At 45.4% G+C, this 20,422-nt stretch carries 1 protein-coding gene; it reads right to left on the reverse strand.

Annotated features, from left to right (window positions below):
• Nucleotides 1-3: 3 nt before the first annotated feature.
• Nucleotides 4-20,259: an HYR domain-containing protein gene (locus SLH46_RS14520; protein WP_320281930.1), complete on the reverse strand. Its 20,256-nt coding sequence runs from the start codon at nucleotides 20,257-20,259 to the stop codon at nucleotides 4-6.
• Between the last annotated feature and the right edge of the window lie 163 nt (nucleotides 20,260-20,422).

The raw sequence follows: 20,422 nt of genomic DNA on the forward strand, positions 1-20,422 counted from the left end.
TTATTAATTTCCTCCTTTAATATGAACCCAACCGGCATAAGACTTCACTCCAGTTAAAGTAATGACAAAATAGTAAGTACCATCAGGAAGCAGCTTCTCATTCTTGTTTGTTCCATCCCAAAATACGTTCACGTTGTCGTAATTTTGGAACTCTCTAAGCTTGTCTCCCCACATATTAAAGATCATAACTTCATTCCTCGGAAATTCCTCAATTCCCCTAATCGCCCAGGTATCGTTAACACCATCGCCGTTCGGGCTGAAGGCGTTGTAGAACCCGATCAGTTTATCATTGTCTTCCTCCACATAAATTGTTATTTCGTCGGTGGCCGTACACTGTGTTTCCGCATCGGTAACCAAAACTTCGAAGACGGTGGTAACATCCAGCGGCTGTGTTAAGGTTGTAGCAGCCTTGTCATCGGTTACAAATACCGCTGGGTCCCAACTGTAGAAGTAATTTCCTGATCCGTTTGAGACCTTAACCGTCAACTCTGTTTGGTTGCCAATAAAAATTGTATCATCAGGACCTGTCTCAACCAACAACTCAGGGTAAATTTGCAGATGAACCAAATCGTGGATAGTATCACCCGAACATGCACCATCGCCAACAACCAGCATTATTAATTCTATTGTACCGTCCTCATTATCGGCTGGATAGTATGATGGAGTCAGTGTTTGCTCATTTATCAACTCTCCGGCACCGTCTGTAGTCCAGAGCACAGAACTGTAGTTTTGTGCAGTTGCACCCTCAATTTGTATCGGCACACCATAACATGTGGCGATATTTGGTCCGGCATCTGCTTCGGGCGGACTGCCAAATAACAAGGCCACCTCATCACTTGTTTCAGCACAATCGGTGCTCGCAGTTAAGGTGAGTACAACACTACCATTTAGTTCATCAGCTGTACTTGGCGTATAACTGGTAAACAATTCAGCTGGATTACTAAAACTACCCGAACCATTTGTTGTCCATTTCAGAGTCGCATAATCCGGAGCCTCAGCACCTGTGGTACTGTAAGTAGTTCCTCCACATAACTCAGCATCAATACCGGCATTTACATGCATCGATGAATCGCTTGCACTTACCAATACATTCTGGAAACAGAAGACCGAATTTCCCGCTCCATCGGTTATAATCCATTCTACCCGACTATATCCTATCGCAAAACTGTAATTCAGTTCAGTTCCCTGGATGAGAGCGCTTGTTGAATTATTAGGATTGTAAACCCTGTACGAAACCGAATATTCTGCCGATCCGCAATTATCGCTTACAGTTGGAGGAATAAGTTCAACATCTGCCTGACAGTTTTCGGCATCGGATGTTAAAGTCAGATCGGGACTGCATTCGATCATCGGAGGATTTTCATCAACGATGGTTACATTGAAGCTACATTCCCAGGTCTGCCCACTGGTGGTTTCGGCAATAACATATTTTACCTTACTCGTTCCGGCATCAAAAACGTATCCGCTCACATCGTCGGAACCGGTTTCTGTTGTTCCATCAGGATTCGTAACTTCCCAAACTATTGCCGCATCGCAATTACTTCGTGCCAGCAACGGCGATAAACTTCCCGGAATCGATGTCCATGAACATGAACCTTCATCTGTTGCACGTATAATATCCGGCTGACAAACAATAATTGGTTCTTCGGTGTCGGTTACAAACACATTAAAACTACAGGTTGATGTATTACCCGAAGCATCCGTAGCAGTAAATTCGATGGTGTAAATTCCGGCGGTGAGTATACTTCCCTGTTCAGGACCGGCAGTTTGAGCAACTGTTACATCCGAACAATTGTCGGTCGCAACCGGAATATTCCAGATTGCACCACCTTCGCAAGCTCCGCTTGGTAATCCAACCGTAAATGTAACTCCCGAAGGACAGTTTACAAATTCAGGTGCTTCTGAATCGATTACGGTTATTGTTACCGAACAGGTTTCTGATTTTCCGTTCGGCTGCGTAGCTGTCCAGGTTACAACAGTTGTTCCAACCGGGAAGATTGCTCCATCTAATGAAACAGGATTTCCCCAGTCGTAAAAATCATGTGATAGCGTAACATTACTACAATCACCACCCACAACTGCATCAAGACTTGTACCGGCTACTTTGTAACCACATAATCCCGGTGTACTCTCGAAAGTATATGTGCCTGCAGAAGGACAAGAGACCTCAAGTGTGCAATCGCTAATCTGAATGATTGTTGGATCGCCGAAATCCTCAGGATTATTTTCTCCACCCGGTGCGGGATCAGATCCATCCTGCGAGGTATCAGAAAGGCCGTTACCCAACGGATCAGTTGCCGTTACCATGGCAGTATTGGTATAGTTTCCTGCTGAGAATATGGTGATCCGAAGAATGACAGAGCCCGATTGCAAGGCACCCAGCGAATTATTTTCTGCAAGTAAATTCACATCCGACGAACCGTTAAACGAGGTATTAACAGCAAGAATCTCGCTGTAAATCTCGTTTACTTCATAATTTCCGGCTCCAAAAGCAGCATCGAGATTATCGTTCAGTTTAAGATCGATTAAATCGACATCGCCATAGTTTTTGATTCTGAAATTAAACAGAGCAGAGAAAGAACCATCTGACAACTCTTCGATCGAAACCAATTGTTTGGCCAATCCGATATTTGGATGCGTATTTATACTTATTATGGTTGGATCGCTAAAGGCATCAGGATTATTCCCTCCACCCGGAGCAGGATCTGCACCATCGTGCGATGTATCAGTCAAATTATTTCCGGCAGGATCGTTACCTGTTACAGTGGCAGTGTTTTCATAATATCCTCCCGATAAAATTGTAACACGAAGATCAATCGAACCTGTTTCTCCAACCTGAAGTGTATTATCATCAGCAAGCAAATTGATATCTGCTGAACCATCAAATGCGGTATTCACAGTAAAAAGTTCGCTGTATATTTCATAAACTTCATAATTACCGGCTCCAAAGGCTGCATCCAAATCGTCGGTTACAATGATATTTGTAAGTTCTACATCGCCATAATTTTTAACCCTCAAATCGAAATGGGCAACAAAGTGTCCACTTGTTTCCTGATTAATAGATACAAGCTGTTTTGCCAATCCAATGTTTGGATTATCCTTAAGTAGAATATCCGCTGAATCGGAACCACTCAAGATATCTCCACCGGGCGAATCACCGCGTCCAATTGCAGTATTGGTATACTCTGTAATTGTCGGATCACAATTTTCCAGTCTAACAGTCATCACCACAGACTTTTTAATTCCCACCTCCAGCGTATTTCCTGTATTCAGAATTTCGGTGTCGGTGTTTCCGTCAAAGTCAAAGTTCAGGTTTAAGTTTGCTGACGTCATCCCTGTAATGGAATAATCGCAGGCACTTACAAAAACAGTTTCCAAATCATCTGTTATACTTAAATTACTCAAAATTACATTACCGGTATTCTCCAAACTGAATTCAAATAATATGGTGTAGCTTCCATCGTTGTTCACAGTCGCCTGAACCACTCTCTTCTCGAATGTAAGTCCCGGATCTTCGCTAATTGCAATTGTCATCGAATCTGTTACCTGCGGACAAGAACCGTAAGGGATAGCAGTAAGTACGACGGTGACTGTGCCCAATTGTCCCGGATCAGGATCAAAGAGTGGCGTTAAGGTTGAAGTATCGCGCAGGGCTCCACCTCCAATCAACTCCCAGGTAAAATCTTGTGCATTTTCAAGTTCAGCATCAAGTATCTGATAGGTTTCGTCCGGGCCTATCGATACATCACGACCGGCATAAACACTTGGCTCCTGCCATAAGGTAAGCACCATTTGATCCGACGCTTCACCACAACGACCCTTTCCGTACGCCGTTAGTGTAAGTTGAATTTGTCCATCCATCCAATCGGCTTCACTTGGCGTATAGGTTGCATTCAAAGCAGTAGAATCGCTAAAGTTACCGGAGCCGCTGCTTATCCATACCACACTGTCAGAATTCGTTACGACACCATTTAGTAGGTAACTGCCATCACTTGTGCAGATATTTGCATTTTCTCCGGCATCAACCGTTGGTCTGCCTTCATATTCAATTTGAATAAGAACCGAACATTCTGTTTCATTTCCTGAACCATCAACCGCCTTAATATCAACAACTATATCATTACTTATGATTGTTCCTGCGGGTATATTTTGTGAAAGACTCACCTGGCAGTTATCAGCAGCATCCGTGATCAAAGTTATCAAATCGGGTACAGTTCCCTCACAATTTTCATCTGCCGCAACAGTTTGTGTTGGTGGACAGGTAAATGTCGGTGGCGTAGTATCGATTACTGTAAACAGCGTAGTACAACTGTCGGTGTTGCCCTGTGCATCCGTGGCTACAATCGTAATTGTAGTTTCACCCAACGGAACAAACGTGCCTGCAACAGGTTCTTGTGTGATCGAAATGCCATCAGTACAACCTCCTCCACTGATCGTTGCAGCAAAGTCAGGAACAGTGCCTTCACAGTTTGTATCGGCATAACCAACTTTTGATTCAGGACAATCCAGTGCCGGTGCTATGCTGTCGGTGATCGTAACTGTGGCCTGGCAGGTGGATTGGTTACCACTCTGATCGGTTACAGTTAAAATGACGATGTTATCTCCAATATCATCGCAGGTAAATTCTGTGATGTCCAATGACAGGCTCACCGCGCTGCAATTATCTGTTGAACCTCCATCAACATCTGCCGCTGTAATATAAACACTGCCGGTCATATCCAGCGGACGTTCGATATTCGTACAAACTGCTGTCGGCGAGATTGTGTCTTCTACCTGAATCAGTACCGAGCAACTGGTTTCGTTGCCACTTGCATCAGTGGCTGTAATTTCTACCGGGATGTCGTTATTGATCAGTGTGCCGGCGGAGATACTTTGTGCCAGTGTTACTTCGCAGTTGTCTGTTGCATCTGTTACAAGTGCCAGAAGATCCGGAACCTCGCCCTGGCAGTTAACATCGGCGTAAACCGTTTGTGTCGGTGGACATGTAAATGTCGGTGGAGTTGTATCGATTACTGTAAGCAGTGTGGTGCAGCTGTCGGAGTTGCCCTGTGCATCCGTGGCTACAATCGTAATTGTAGTTTCACCCAGTGGAACAACCGTTCCTGCAACAGGAGTTTGCGAGATCGTGATACCATCAGTACAACCTCCGCCGCTGATCGTTGCGGCAAAGTCTGGTACTGTACCTTCACAGTTTGTATCGGCATAACCAACTTGCGATTCAGGACAATCCAGTGCTGGTGCTATGCTGTCGGTGATCGTAACAGTTGCCTGGCAGGTGGATTGATTGCCACTTTGGTCGGTCACAGTTAAAGTGACAATGTTATCTCCAATATCATCGCAGGTAAATTCTGTAATGTCCAGTGACAGGCTTACTGCGCTGCAATTATCTGTTGAACCTCCGTCTACATCTGCCGCTGTGATATAAACACTGCCGGTCATATCCAGCGGACGTTCGATATTTTGGCAAACTGCTGTCGGCGAGATCGTGTCTTCTACCTGTATCAGTACCGTACAACTGGTTTCGTTGCCGCTTGCATCGGTAGCTGTAATCTCAACCGGGATATCGTTATTAATCAGCGTTCCGGCGGAGATACTCTGCGCCAGTGTTACTTCGCAGTTGTCTGTTGCATCTGTTATAAGTGCCAGCAGATCTGGTACTGTTCCCTGGCAGTTGACATCAGCGTAAACCGTCTGCGTCGGTGGACAGGTAAATGTCGGTGGCGTAGTATCGATTACCGTAAACAGCGTTGTGCAGCTGTCGGTGTTGCCTTGGGCATCGGTAGCCACAATGGTAATTGTAGTTTCCCCTAGGGGAACAATCTCACCAGCTACAGGTGTTTGTGTGATCGTGATACCATCAGTACAACCTCCGCCGCTGATCGTTGCGGCAAAGTCTGGTACAGTGCCTTCACAGTTGGTATCGGCATAACCAACTTGTGATTCAGGACAATCCAGTGCAGGTGCAATGCTGTCGGTAATTGTAACTGTGGCCTGGCAGGTGGATTGGTTACCACTCTGATCGGTTACTGTTAAGGTGACGATGTTATCTCCGATATCGTCGCAGGTAAATTCTGTGATATCCAATGACAGGCTAACAGGACTGCAATTATCTGTTGAACCTCCATCAACATCGGCCGCTGTAATGTAAACGCTGCCGGTCATATCCAGTGGACGTTCGATATTTTGGCAAACCGCTGTTGGACTGATTGTGTCTTCTACCTGGATCAGTACCAAACAACTGGTTTCGTTGCCACTTGCATCGGTGGCTTTAATTTCTACCGGGATGTCGTTATTGATCAAGGTGCCGGCTGAGATACTCTGTGCCAGTGTTACTTCGCAGTTGTCATCAGCATCACTAATTAAACTAAGCAGATTTGGTACCGCCCCCTGGCAGTTGGCATCAGCGTAAACCGTTTGTGTCGGTGGACAGGTAAATGTCGGTGGCGTTGTATCAATTACTGTAAACAACGTGGTGCAGGTATCGGAGTTGCCTTCGGCATCCGTGGCGATGATCGTGATCTCGTTCTCGCCAAGTGCTACGGTTGCGCCTGCGGCCGGTGTTTGTGTGATCGTTATACCATCTGTACAACCTCCGCCGCTGATAGTTGCGGCAAAGTCTGGTACTGTACCTTCACAGTTCGTATCGGCATATCCTATTTGTGACTCAGGACAATCCAGTGCCGGTGCTATGCTGTCTGTAATTGTAACTGTGGCCTGGCAGGAGGATTGATTGCCACTCTGGTCGGTTACGGTTAATGTAACCGTGTTGTCACCTATGTTGTCGCAGTTAAATTCTGTGATATCCAATGACAGACTGACTGAGCTGCAATTATCTGTTGAACCTCCATCAACATCTGCTGCTGTGATATAAACACTGCCGGTCATATCCAGCGGACGCTCGATATTTTGACAAACTGCTGTCGGCGAGATCGTGTCTTCTACCTGGATCAGTACCGTACAACTGGTTTCGTTGCCACTCGCATCCGTTGCTGTAATCTCTACCGGGATGTCGCTGTTGATCAGCGTGCCGGCTACAATGCTTTGTGCCAGCGTTACTTCGCAGTTGTCTGTTGCATCTGTTACAAGTGCCAGAAGATCCGGAACCTCGCTCTGGCAGTTAACATCAGCGTAAACCGTCTGCGTCGGTGGACAGATAAATGTCGGTGGCGTGGTATCGATTACCGTAAACAGCGTAGTACAACTGTCGGTGTTGCCCTGTGCATCGGTAGCAACAATCGTAATTGTAGTTTCACCCAAAGGAACAATCACTCCTGCAGCAGGTGTCTGTGTGATCGTGATACCATCAGTACAACCTCCTCCACTGATCGTTGCGGCAAAGTCTGGTACTGTACCTTCACAGTTTGTATCGGCATAACCAACTTGCGATTCAGGACAATCCAATGCTGGTGCAATGCTGTCGGTGATCGTAACTGTGGCCTGGCAGGTGGATTGGTTACCACTCTGATCGGTTACAGTTAAAATGACAATGTTATCTCCAATATCATCACAGGTAAATTCTGTGATGTCCAATGACAGGCTGACTGAGCTGCAATTATCGGTCGATCCGCCATCAACATCTGCTGCAGTGATGTATACGCTGCCGGTCATATCCAGCGGACGCTCAATATTCTGGCAAACTGCTGTCGGGCTGATTGTGTCTTCTATCTGGATCAATACCGAACAACTGGTTGCATTGCCACTCGCATCCGTTGCTGTAATCTCTACCGGGATGTCGTTATTAATCAATGTGCCGGCTGAGATACTTTGTGCCAATGTTACTTCGCAATTGTCATCAGCATCGCTGATTAAGCTGAGCAGATCTGGTACTGCTCCCTGGCAGTTGACATCAGCGTAAACCGTTTGTGTTGGTGGACATGTAAATGTCGGTGGCGTGGTATCGATTACTGTAAACAGCGTGGTGCAAGTGTCGGAGTTGCCTTCGGCATCCGTAGCGATGATCGTGATCGCGTTTTCGCCAAGTGCTACGGTTGCGCCCGCGGCCGGTGTTTGTGTGATCGTTATACCATCGGTACATCCTCCGCCACTGATCGATGCGGCAAAGTCTGGTACTGTTCCTTCACAGTTTGTATCGGCATAGCCAACCTGCGATTCGGGACAATCCAGTGCAGGGGCAATACTGTCGGTAATCGTAACAGTAGCCTGACAAGTGGATTGGTTACCACTTTGGTCGGTCACAGTGAGTGTTACTGTGTTATCTCCAATATCATCGCAGGTAAATTCTGTGATATCCAATGACAGGTTGACTGCGCTGCAATTATCGGTCGATCCGCCATCAACATCGGCAGCAGTAATATAGACACTGCCGGTCATATCCAGCGGACGCTCGATATTTTGGCAAACTGCTGTCGGCGAGATCGTATCTTCTAACTGGATCAGTACCGTACAACTGGTTTCGTTGCCACTCGCATCAATGGCTGTAATCTCTACCGGGATATCGTTATTAATCAGCGTTCCGGCTGAGATACTTTGTTCCAATGTTACTTCGCAGTTGTCTGTTGCATCTGTTACAAGTGCCAGCAGATCTGGTACTGCTCCCTGGCAGTTGACATCGGCATAAACCGTCTGCGTTGGTGGACAGGTAAATGTCGGTGGCGTAGTATCGATTACTGTAAACAACGTGGTGCAGCTGTCGGAGTTGCCTTCGGCATCGGTAGCCACAATGGTAATTGTAGTTTCACCCAAAGGAACAACTTCGCCGGCTGTCGGCGTTTGTGTGATCGTAATACCATCCGTACAACCTCCGCCGCTGATCGTTGCGACAAAGTCTGGTACAGTGCCTTCGCAATTCGTATCGGCATATCCTATTTGTGACTCAGGACAATCCAGTGCCGGTGCTATGCTGTCTGTAATTGTAACTGTGGCCTGGCAGGTGGATTGGTTACCGCTCTGGTCGGTTACGGTTAAAATGACAATGTTATCTCCAATATCGTCGCAGCTAAATTCTGTGATGTCCAGTGACAGGTTGACTGCGCTGCAATTATCTGTTGAACCTCCATCAACATCTGCTGCTGTAATGTATACACTGCCGGTCATATCCAGCGGACGCTCGATATTTTGGCAAACCGCTGTCGGCGAGATCGTGTCTTCTACCTGAATCAGTACCGTACAACTGGTTTCGTTGCCACTTGCATCAGTGGCTGTAATCTCTACCGGGATATCGTTATTGATCAAGGTTCCGGCTGAAATACTTTGTGCCAGTGTTACTTCGCAATTGTCTGTTGCATCTGTTACAAGTGCCAGAAGGTCCGGTACTGCTCCCTGGCAGTTGACATCGGCATAAACCGTTTGTGTTGGTGGGCAGGTAAATGTCGGTGGCGTAGTATCGATTACTGTAAACAGTGTGGTGCAGCTGTCGGTGTTGCCCTGGGCATCGGTAGCAACAATCGTAATTGTAGTTTCACCTAGTAGAACAACTTCGCCGGCTGTCGGCGTCTGCGTGATGGTAATACCATCCAGACATCCAATTTCAAGTATCTGTGCTCCAAAATCTGGAACAGTGCCTTCACAGTTTAGATCGGCATAAGCAATTTGTGATTCCGGGCAATCCAGTGCTGGAGCAATACTGTCGACAACAGTTACTGTGGCAACACAAGTACTTACATTTCCACTTTCATCGGTCACCGTTAATGTAACCGCATTAGCCCCAATATTATCGCAGTTAAATTCACTTTTATCTATTGACAAACTCACTGGACTACAGTTATCCGTAGAACCTCCATCAACATCTGCAGTAGAAATACTTGCCCTACCCGTGATATCGAGAGGAAGAGTAATATCAGTGCATACAGCCGTTGGAGATGTTGTATCAACAAGCTGCAAGATTACTATACATTGAGAACTGTTGCCCGAAGGATCGCTAACCGTTACGATAACAGGCAGATTATTACTTATCAGCGTTCCGGCCGGTGTGCTTTGAGTAATTGATACCGGACCGCAATTATCCAGTGCATCGGTAATACTGTCGGCGAGATTAGGTACCTCCGCCTGGCAATTAGTATCCAGATAAAGTGTTTGCATTCCCGGACATGTAAATTCCGGAGCAATAGTATCTACCACCGAATAGATTGTAGTACACGTATCAGCATTTCCCAAAGTATCAGTAGCGATTATGGTTATTGTAGTGTCTCCCAAAGGAACCACGGCATCAGCCAATGGCGATTGTGTAATAATAATACCGTCAGAACATCCTATACCGGCTATTACAGTACCAAAATCAGGCACGGTTGTCTCGCAATTTTCATCGGCATAGCCTATTTGTGTAGGAGGACAAACCAAAACTGGTGATATACTATCGAGAATTGTAACAATAGCGAAACAGGTATCCGATTTTCCATATTCATCGGTTACAGTCAACTGAACCGTGTTATCGCCAATATCATCACAGCTAAAACTGTTTATATCAACACTAAAACTCAGCGAACTGCAGCTGCTACTCGATCCTCCATCCAGATCTTCGGGTTCAATGTATGCCGAACCTGTCAGGTCGAGCGGAATTGATATGTTCAGGCAAACAGCATCGGGTTTAGGTATTTCAACCAAAATATAAACCGTTGCCGGATGACAAGCCGATGGACTACCATCATCACAAACCTGATAAATAAACTGATCATTTCCTTCGAATCCGACATCCGGTGTATAGCTAAAACTACCGTCGGCGTTAAACGATAGTGTTCCATTTGCTACTGTACTAAGCAATGTAAAATTATTCTGGGAATCGCCTTCCTGGTCGTAGTCATTCACCGAAACATTGTCGGAGACTGATTCTCCGCAATCAATCATATAAGCATCATCAACGGCAACCGTTGTATTGGTAGCCGAAGAAGTATTCAAAATCTGAATGGTAACCAAAGCTGTGTCACACAACGAAGGGCTGCCATTGTCACAAATTTCATATTCAAACGAAACCGGACCAACAAAGTCAACAGCAGGCGTAAACGTATAAGTTCCGTCTGCGTTAATTGTCAGACTTCCCGAAGCAGGTCCGCTTACAGGTGTGGTATTAATGGTAATATTATCGCCATCGGGATCGAAATCGTTGGAGAGTAACTGTCCATTTACAGGCGAATTAATTTTAGCTGTAGAATTATCATTGACAGCAACAGGCGAACGGTTTTCATCAGCAAAAGCCGGAATAACTTCAATAACAACAGTAGCCGTATCACAAATACCATTATTGTCACAAATCACATAATCAAAACTATCTTCTCCTGTAAATGCCTCGTTTGGCGAGTAGGTATAACTACCGTCGGCCACAAAGGCAATACTTCCGTTTAACGGTCCATTAAACGGCCCGCTAACCGTTACGTTTTCTCCAATAATATCGTTGGTAAATACCTGACCGGTAACAGGAATGTTTTCAAGTGTTGTGTTTACATCATTTTCGGCAAGAAGCGACAGCACCACCACAATGCTTTCTTCAAGATCGTCACCGGCAGTGGTGGTATCCTGTTGATCGAGACTGACATTACTTATAACATTGGTAATGGTGTCACCGGCTGTCCCTACATCGACTTTTATCGGGATATAAATTTCAGCCGCATGCGTTACAGCAGAAGATGGATAACTTTCTGCTCCAAGCGTACCGATCTGCCACAATCCTGTACCTGAATCATAGCTGCCCTGTGTTACCACCGGACTTCCGTTTGCAGTTAATCCGGCAGGTAGAAGATCGTTTAAACTTACGTTGGTTGCCAAGGCAGTACCTTTGTTGATCACCCTGATCAGGAAAGTATCTGTTGCGCCTTCTGAAAGTTCATTACTTCCTAAAATGTTTTTGGAAATTACCAGGTTTGTATAATCCTGAACATACACACTGGCGGAGAGGGTGTCTCCTACCGAAGTTGTATCGGGCATATCAGAAACTGCCGCTGTTACCAAATTGGTAAGCTGCGAACCTGAAGTACCTTCCTCAACCAGGGCATCTATTCCCAGGTTAACACTTTCTCCTGGACTTAAAGTACCAATACTCCAAACTCCGGTTCCACTATTAAAAGTGCCATCTCCGTAGGTAGTAGCCTCTTCAACAGCCAGACCATCAGGAATAATATCATTCAGTTCAACATTAGTGGCCACTGAAGGACCGTTGTTGCTTACCTTCACATTAAAGAAAACAAGATCCCCCTCGTTAACCAGCGTATCGGGCTGGGCAACACTTTCAGAATATCCAATTCGCAAAAGTGGTGCTTTTGAAGGATCCTGCTCGTACGAAACTGCAGCTCGGGCATTTGCTCCCACGCCCGATATCATAAATGTAATGGCACTGCTTTCTGAAAAACCAGCGCGATTAACAATTTCCTGGATAATCGAAGTTAAATCAGGAGTTTGCTGATCGAGGCCTTCTTCGCCGGCAATCCATGAAGGAGGTTCCCAACTTACTGACGAAGTTGTTGCGCTTCTTAAAGAAACATTAAAAAGACTGCTTAAGAAAGTAGGCGAATCATCGCTGGCATGCCCTACGATCGTATAATTGGTTGTTTCGCTATTTGTTGCATTAGCATGAAACTGAATATACGCATTCTCAATTATTGCTCCCTGAGGAATATTCAAATCAGAAAAACGTAATGCTACCAGTTGCAAACTATCGTCGTTTACCAGTTCCAGACTCGTTGTACTAATTAAAACATCACCTCCATCCGATTCCAGAACATCATCGCCTCCATCTTGTATCCTGACTGAAACCTGAGTGTAATCGAGGTACGAATAGGTTAAATCGGAAAGTGTTTTAACGGTTACAAGATCGGCCTGATCGTCAACATAAATAGGTGTAGGATCGTTTTCATCCTCCTCGGTAGGATCGCCATTCAGGTTGGTATCGGTTTGGCTTCCGTTGTCAGAAATATCTGTAACCAAATTTCCATCCGCTCTTTCACCACTTGCGGTGCAAGACATCCAATACGTTCCACCGGAATAAATCGTAATGGTAAGTTCGATATTTGTTGAGGCACCACTGACAAGCGAATTGCCGAGTGGCATTAACATGTTTTGATTGGTATCGCCATTAAAAGTAGTATCCACGGCAAAAGAAGTACTGAATATTTCCTCCACCGAATAATTGCCCACTCCAAAGGAATCGACAAGATTATTGACTACCTGAATATTATTTAAGTTACCGGATCCAAGGTTTTCAACCCTGATATTAAATAAGGCATCGTATGAACCATCGCCATTGGAAACTAAAGAAACCAATTGATTCGCAATTCCGATAACGGCGTCGCAGTCGATGATTGTAATAGCTGCACACTCGGAATACAATTCGGTACAGGCCGGATCGTTTACCGAAACCAAACACCTGAAATAGCGTGTTTGTCCTTCTGCCGGCAACACATTGTCAACGTATGTACTGTCGGTTGCTCCAACAATATCCTGCCAACCCGATTCGCAATCGAAATCGCTGAACTGCCACTGGTAAGAAATTGTTGCCGAGCCGGCATCAACAACCACCGACAAAACATCTTCGGCACCTTCGCAAACTTCATTGTCCTGCGGATGAACTAAAATCTCGGGAACAGAAACAGTAATAGTTTCTGAAACCAGATCGTTACAGTTTTTGCCTTCGTCGTTTATCAATACACGGAAATATGTTTTTGAATAAAGTGCATCGGTAATGTACGTGCTGTCGGTTGCGCCTGTAATGTTGACCCAATCACCGGTACCGGTAGTGTCTTTTTGCCACTGGTACTGGTAATCTCCCAAACCAAACTGCGCTTCAACATTTAAGGTTGCAGTAGTACCCGCACAAATTGTCGTGTCGGCTGAAAGGGCCACAATTTCAGGTTGCGGATGAATAAGCAAAGTATCAGGTTCTGAAACATCCAAACATCCCGACTCGGCTTGTGTGATCAGACATCGATAAAATATCGTGTCTGTTTTGCCGGGTGTAGTAATGTTAATATTTGCGGTTGTATAACTAGCCGAATCGGCTCCTGTTCCACCGGAAACATCAGCCCAACTACCACCGGCGATGCTGTCCTGCCACTGGTATATGTAGCTGCTTCCGTCAACACCGGCATCTACTTCAACGGTAAAAGTTTCGTTGGTTCCATCACAAATTTCTTTTAGAATTGCTGCGGTTGTGTCCACCGGATCGGTAGCTGCATTAACCAAAACTGTATCGGTATAAATTGGCGAACAGGCCGGATCGGTTGGTGTAACCACACAACGGAAATAATGCAGTGACGTTAGCAAAGGCGCTGAAGTGAAAGAATCGGTGTCGAATCCAGTTCCATCTGTAATTTCAACATCTACGCTACTCCATGGCCCGCTCGGATCGAGTGCGTGTTCCCACTGATAATCGTAGGTCATGGCCAGTTGAGTATCCACTTCCACTGTCATTGTATGTTCTCCTCCGTCGCAAACATCAGCACCAATCGGCTGCACAGTAATACTTGGCACGTAAACAGTGGCTAAATTGGATGCAATTACATCGCATCCAACGCCATCGGTTACGATCACCTGAAATTCAGTATTCTCGGTTATATTGGTTGCGGTATAAATACTGTCGGTTGCTCCTTCAATGGTATTCCATGTTGAAGTTCCCTGCGGTCTGCTTCTCCACTGATAGCCATAATCTCCTACTCCTTCGCTCACTCCCAACGACATGGTGTGCGAGTCGCCACTACATACGGACACACTTTCGGGGTGCGGAGAAATTACCGGATCGGGATGAACAACAACAGTTTTACATGCTGAAATAACTTCACAGCCCGGCTCATCCTGGGTGATAATACAACGGAAATAATATGTAAGTGGAATAGTTAACGCAGAAGTTGTATAAGTGGCTGACGTCGCTCCACCAATATTGCTGAAACCTGAGTTGCAGTCAATTGTTGACACTTGCCATTGGTAATTAAAGCTACTTCCGCTAACTCCTCCCGAAACCGAAACGGAATTTGTAACAGTACCACCAACACATATATCTGCATCTCCAGATTCCGAATCGATGATCGGATCGGCAACTACTTCAACGGCTACAGCGTTACTGGTTAAGGTACAAGTCACAGGTGAATCGGAAGTAATTTCACAACGATAATAGTATACACCTATCGGTAAAACATCAGTGGTTAAAGTTGTTGATGTTGAATCGACGATATCATTCCAGTTGGTATTATCAGTTGAGATTTGCCACTGATAGGAATACGAATAAGCCCCATCTGCACTCATTTCAAGGAACAGATTTGCTGTTCCGCCTTCGCATAAAATTTCGTCTAGCGGTTGTGTTTCTATTGTAGGTATATATACGGCAACTACTTCGGAAGTAACGTTATCGCAACCAGTATTATGGTCCTCAATTACCACTCTATAGTACGTAATTTGCGTGATCGATTCGGTGGTATACGAGGCCCCTGTAGCGCCACTAATATCACTCCAATTTCCTGTGCCTGTTGTACTGGTTTGCCAACGATAAGTCAGATCGGCTCCTCCATCTGCCAACACACTCATGGTATGTGTATCGCCATAACACAGGGTATCTCCTTCAGGTTGAGTGATAATGGATGGATCGTCGAAAATGGTAATAACTGCCGAGTCGGAAATTGCAGTTCCGCAATCGGTTACGATTACCCGATAAGCATATTCTCCGGGCGTATCGTAACTTGGCGTTGTATACGTTCGTGATGTTGCACCGCTGATATCTGACCAACCACCGGATGCGGATAATGTATCTACCTGCCACTGATAAAAGTATGCTCCGGTACCACCACTTACAGAAACGCTCAAAGCGGCATTACCACCAACACAAAGATCCTCACTTTCAGGTCCAATAATAGTCACGTCGTCATAAACGGTAATTACCATTTCGTCGGTCGAGGTACACTGGTTACTGTAAAGTGTCCAGGTAAGCGTATATGTGTTTCCGGGAACAAGTCCCCGAACGATTGTTTCGTGATCTGTTGAATCATCAAAAGAAATGGAATTTGCCGGTTCAACCGACCACACACCATGTACCACTGTATCAGGAGAAGAAAAGACTGCAGGTGTATTTGCATTAAGCTGTACGCTATCGGCATTACAAACACCAATATCAGGTCCTGCATTTGCTTGCACCGGTGCATCGAAAATCTTAACGATCACCGAATCGCTTTTTGATGGACAGGTTTCATTGCTTACCGTATAAACGAATACATAAGACGTTGAATCATCTGTTACCACTGTACCGGCAACCACCGTCTCGGGATTATTTGGGGTAAGTAAAATTGCGTTTGTAGGACCTGAAACCTGACTCCAGACTCCGGTTCCCACCTCAGGTGGAGTAGCCGCCAAAACAACTACATCAAACTGACAATAGTCGAAATCTTCACCGGCGTATGGATCACTTGGTTCAGCATAATTTGTTATGGTAACCGTATCTTCGGAGGTACAAAAGCTTTTTGAGGTTTGCCAAACAAAACGAAAAACACCCGGCGTTAGGTTCGACACACTGGTTGTTGCCGAATCGGGAAAGTCAATTATCGGTTGAACCTCCTGTCCCTCATCAATGAAAGTCCAGGCACCATCACCAATTTCAGGAACAATGGCATTCATATTTATCGTGCTTTGCTCACACAATTCCTGATCTTCTCCGGCATCGGCCACACTTGGTTGATTTTCAACGAGGATAAAAACGGTATCCGACGAAGACGGACAAAGCGGACCATTACTAACTGTCCACACAAAACGGTAATTGGCAACAGTTCCTGCCGCGGTTGGACTGAGATTGGATACGGTGGTATGCGGATCAAGAGGTGACTCGATAACCGGCTCTGTGGCACCGGTACCACTCAAGTAATACCAGTGTCCAACACCAACCATATCGGTAGTGTCGGCACCTAAAGTTGTAAAAGGTTCACAGGTTATAAGCTGTGGATTACCGGCATCGGCCTGCGACGGTGGTTCGTAATTTTCTACTCTGATCTGATCAGTATTAGAACAGGTTCCGTTGGCTATTTCCCAGCCAAAAACAAAAATACCATATTCCGATCCCGGATCGGGAGTAAAAGTAACGTCAGGTGATGATGCATCGGGTGAGAATGTTCCTCCGCCCGGGCTGTACAATACGGTCCACTGACCTGTTCCGTTTGAGCCGTCATAATCCAGTGCACTTAAATCGAAGCTGCCTGCACCACAAAGTACCTGATCGGGGCCGGCATCGGCAATATCAGGTGGCGGATATAAAGTAACAGCCATTGTATCGGAAGTTGTACAACCTGCCGTATCGATGGTATAACTAAACAAGTAGGTTTCGGTGAGTACCAAATTTGAAGCAGTGGCAAAGTTAGCTGAAGTTGCTGTTATAACTGCCCCAAAGTCAGTGACCTCTTCCCAGGTTCCTTTACTGGCATCGTTACCGGCCAATTCAACTGCAGTAATGGTATTACAATGTTCCTGATCGGGGCCGGCATCGGCCAGAGGAACAACATACAAAATCAATGTATCGGTTTTAATCGGACAATAGGCACCTCCAAGTCCGGCCCAGGTTAAAACATATCTTCCCATTACCAGATTCGAAAGTTCGGCTTTCGGATCGGTGTGTGAAGAAAATACAGGGTTGGTAGGTCCTGTAACAATCGTCCATAAACCATTGCTAATATAATTGGCATCGAGTGTGGTGGAATTGGCAGCACAAATTACCTGGTCAGGTCCGGCATCAGGAGTTTCGGCTCTTTCCGAAACATTAACTACAACCGTATCACGAGTTACATCGCAAGCATTGTTGCTTACCTCCCATATAAACCAATATGTACCTTCAACAAGGCCGTACATCATGGTTGTTGGCGAAGTAATATCTTCAATTACAACGCCCCCTGCTCCGTATAACTGAATCCATTCTCCTGTTCCGATAGTCGGACTGGCAGCACTCATATAAATGGTATCGCCACAAATCTGTTGATCTGGACCTGCATCGGCCTGAGAAGTTTCAGCTGCTATCGTTATCATCACCGTATCCACGGATGGATTACAACCAACACCTGAGCTAACCGACCACTCGAAATAATATGTTCCGTCGGCAGTGACAGTTACAGTTGTTGTTGGAGATGAAGGAGTGGTAATATTCGCTCCTGATCCGTTTACCTGCGTCCAGGTTCCAGTTCCCGACCCGGGATCACTTCCTGCAAGATTAAATGAGTTTGTTCCGGAAGTATAACATGCGTCAGCACCGGCATCGGCTTCAACAGGACCAACTGTTCCGGTAACTTCAACCACACAGGTATCGTAAGTTATTCCACATGCGTTTTCGTGCGACCATACAAACAAGTAAGTTGAATTAGGCAGCAAGCCCGTCACTTTTGTATTCGGATCACTTTTATCGGAAAAAACAATCCACGATTCATCGGGAATAACTTCCCAGTTTCCCCACTCATTTAAAATTGGTTCATTCCCGTCGAGGTAAACCGGTGTTTGCTGACACACCACCTGATCTGGACCTGCATCGGCTTGAGAAGGAATAGTGTCGGCTACAACGATTTTAACAATTTGTTCGTGCGGGACACTTAAAGGACCGTTTATGATGTTCCATTTAAATTCATAGGTTCCACTTATTAAATCGCTAATTGGGGTAATTCTGGTATGAGGAGAAGTTATGTTAGCCGTATTCGGTCCTGATACCTGAGACCAAAGTCCTGTGCCATCGCCGGGATCGTTACCCGACAGCGAAGTATTTGTAACATCACAGGCTAAATACTGGTCGGTTCCGGCATTTGAATTTTCTGCTTCGCGCGATACCACAACAGCTACTTCATCCAGTGCCGTTTCACAATCGCCACCAAAAGCGGCAAACTTTCTGATCCGCACAATGTAGGTTCCGGCAGTTTCGAATCCCAAAACAAGTGGAGATGAATCAAAGGAATACTCTTCTGTTGGAACTGATTCTAAAGTTTTTATTCCATTGGGGCTGCTTATAAGTCCTCCAACCGGCCCCGACACAATACTCCAGGTAGTTTCACCTGTTCCGGTTTCTTCAAATGGAATGGAGTCTGATACCTGCCCTAATTGCATTATAATGGTGCTGGGGATAATATTAACCGACGGTGATTCGGCATACGATATATGAACATCGGCAGAACTTACACAACCGGTAATTGGATTTGTTATGGTATAACGAAAAACATAATCGCTTACTCCATCAAGATTTTTAGCCAGGGCAATATAATTGTCAGCATTCTCAATAACCACATTCGGATCATCCGGGCTCACCAGTGTCCACATTGCTGTTTCGTTGGCATAAAGTGGTTGGTTCGCATCGAGAATAATTTCGGTACGTCCATCACAATACACAGCACTTCCACCCTGAGCATCCGTAACATCAGCTGTAGGAGCCGGAACAGTTATAGTTACCTCGTCGGATCCACTGGCACACGGTCCTTCAACCGTCCACCTCAGCGTGTAAGTTCCTTCTACCAGGTTCGAAATGCGGGATGTATTCGAATTTGAATTGGCAATTGTAGGTGAATTTGGTCCGTCGAGAACCGTCCACGTTCCTTGCTGTCCATCAATTCCACATCCACCCGACGAAGCATTTAAATTGGTACTTTGAGTAGTGGAATAACAATTGTCAAGAACGATATCGCTGCCTGCACTAACCGGCAGATCGCCTCCACGATTGGTAATAACTACTGTATCGCGACTTATACAACCGTTGGCACCAAAAATAGTCCAGACCAAACCAACCGCCCCACAGGAACTTCCATCAACTGTTATGCCTGCACTCGGATCGCCACTGATTTTTTCCGATATGGATTGAGTTGTAAATGTAATACCATACGATTCATCAGCAAAGCTCCATCTTCCGTACTCATCTTCGCCGGGTTCATTTGCACTTAAAACATAATTACCCGGGCAGTATGTTTGATCTTCACCAGCGTCAGCAATAGTAATAGGATCAGCTAAATAAGTCACATCCTGCGAAACCAGTGTTCCGTCTTCGCAAGTTGCCGAAAGCCTGAATACATAAGTTTGGCCACCAACTAAACCAATTATCTTAGTTTGCAAATCATACGGATCAACAATGGCCACACTTGGTCCGGAGACCTGGCTCCACGATGCCGTTGAATCAGGATTGACAAATAAACCTGCTGCTGCCCCGTCGAGGGTTGCGGTCTCGTTTATACAGAAATCACCGTTGGTACCTGCATTCACCGTACAGTTTTGTCCTTTTGTTTCTGAGAATCCGAACAAAATTAAACCGGAAATAAATAAAAAACGTAAACCTGCTTTTAAGTTTAAATAGCGTAAAAAAGAAGGGCATTTTATATTCTGCTGAATCATAAATTTGGTTTTAGGTATCCTGTTGCAGTTCAATTTCATCTGATAATGAACTTCATAAAATATTGAATAAGTACGTAAGTTAATGCTTTTTGAGCATACGTGTCAAGTGTCAGAAACGGGTTTTTGGGTCAAAATCTGGAGAGTCAGCACCTTATTTTTTTAT

This window comes from Draconibacterium sp. IB214405, from assembly GCF_033963885.1.
Classification (GTDB): Bacteria; Bacteroidota; Bacteroidia; order Bacteroidales; family Prolixibacteraceae; genus Draconibacterium.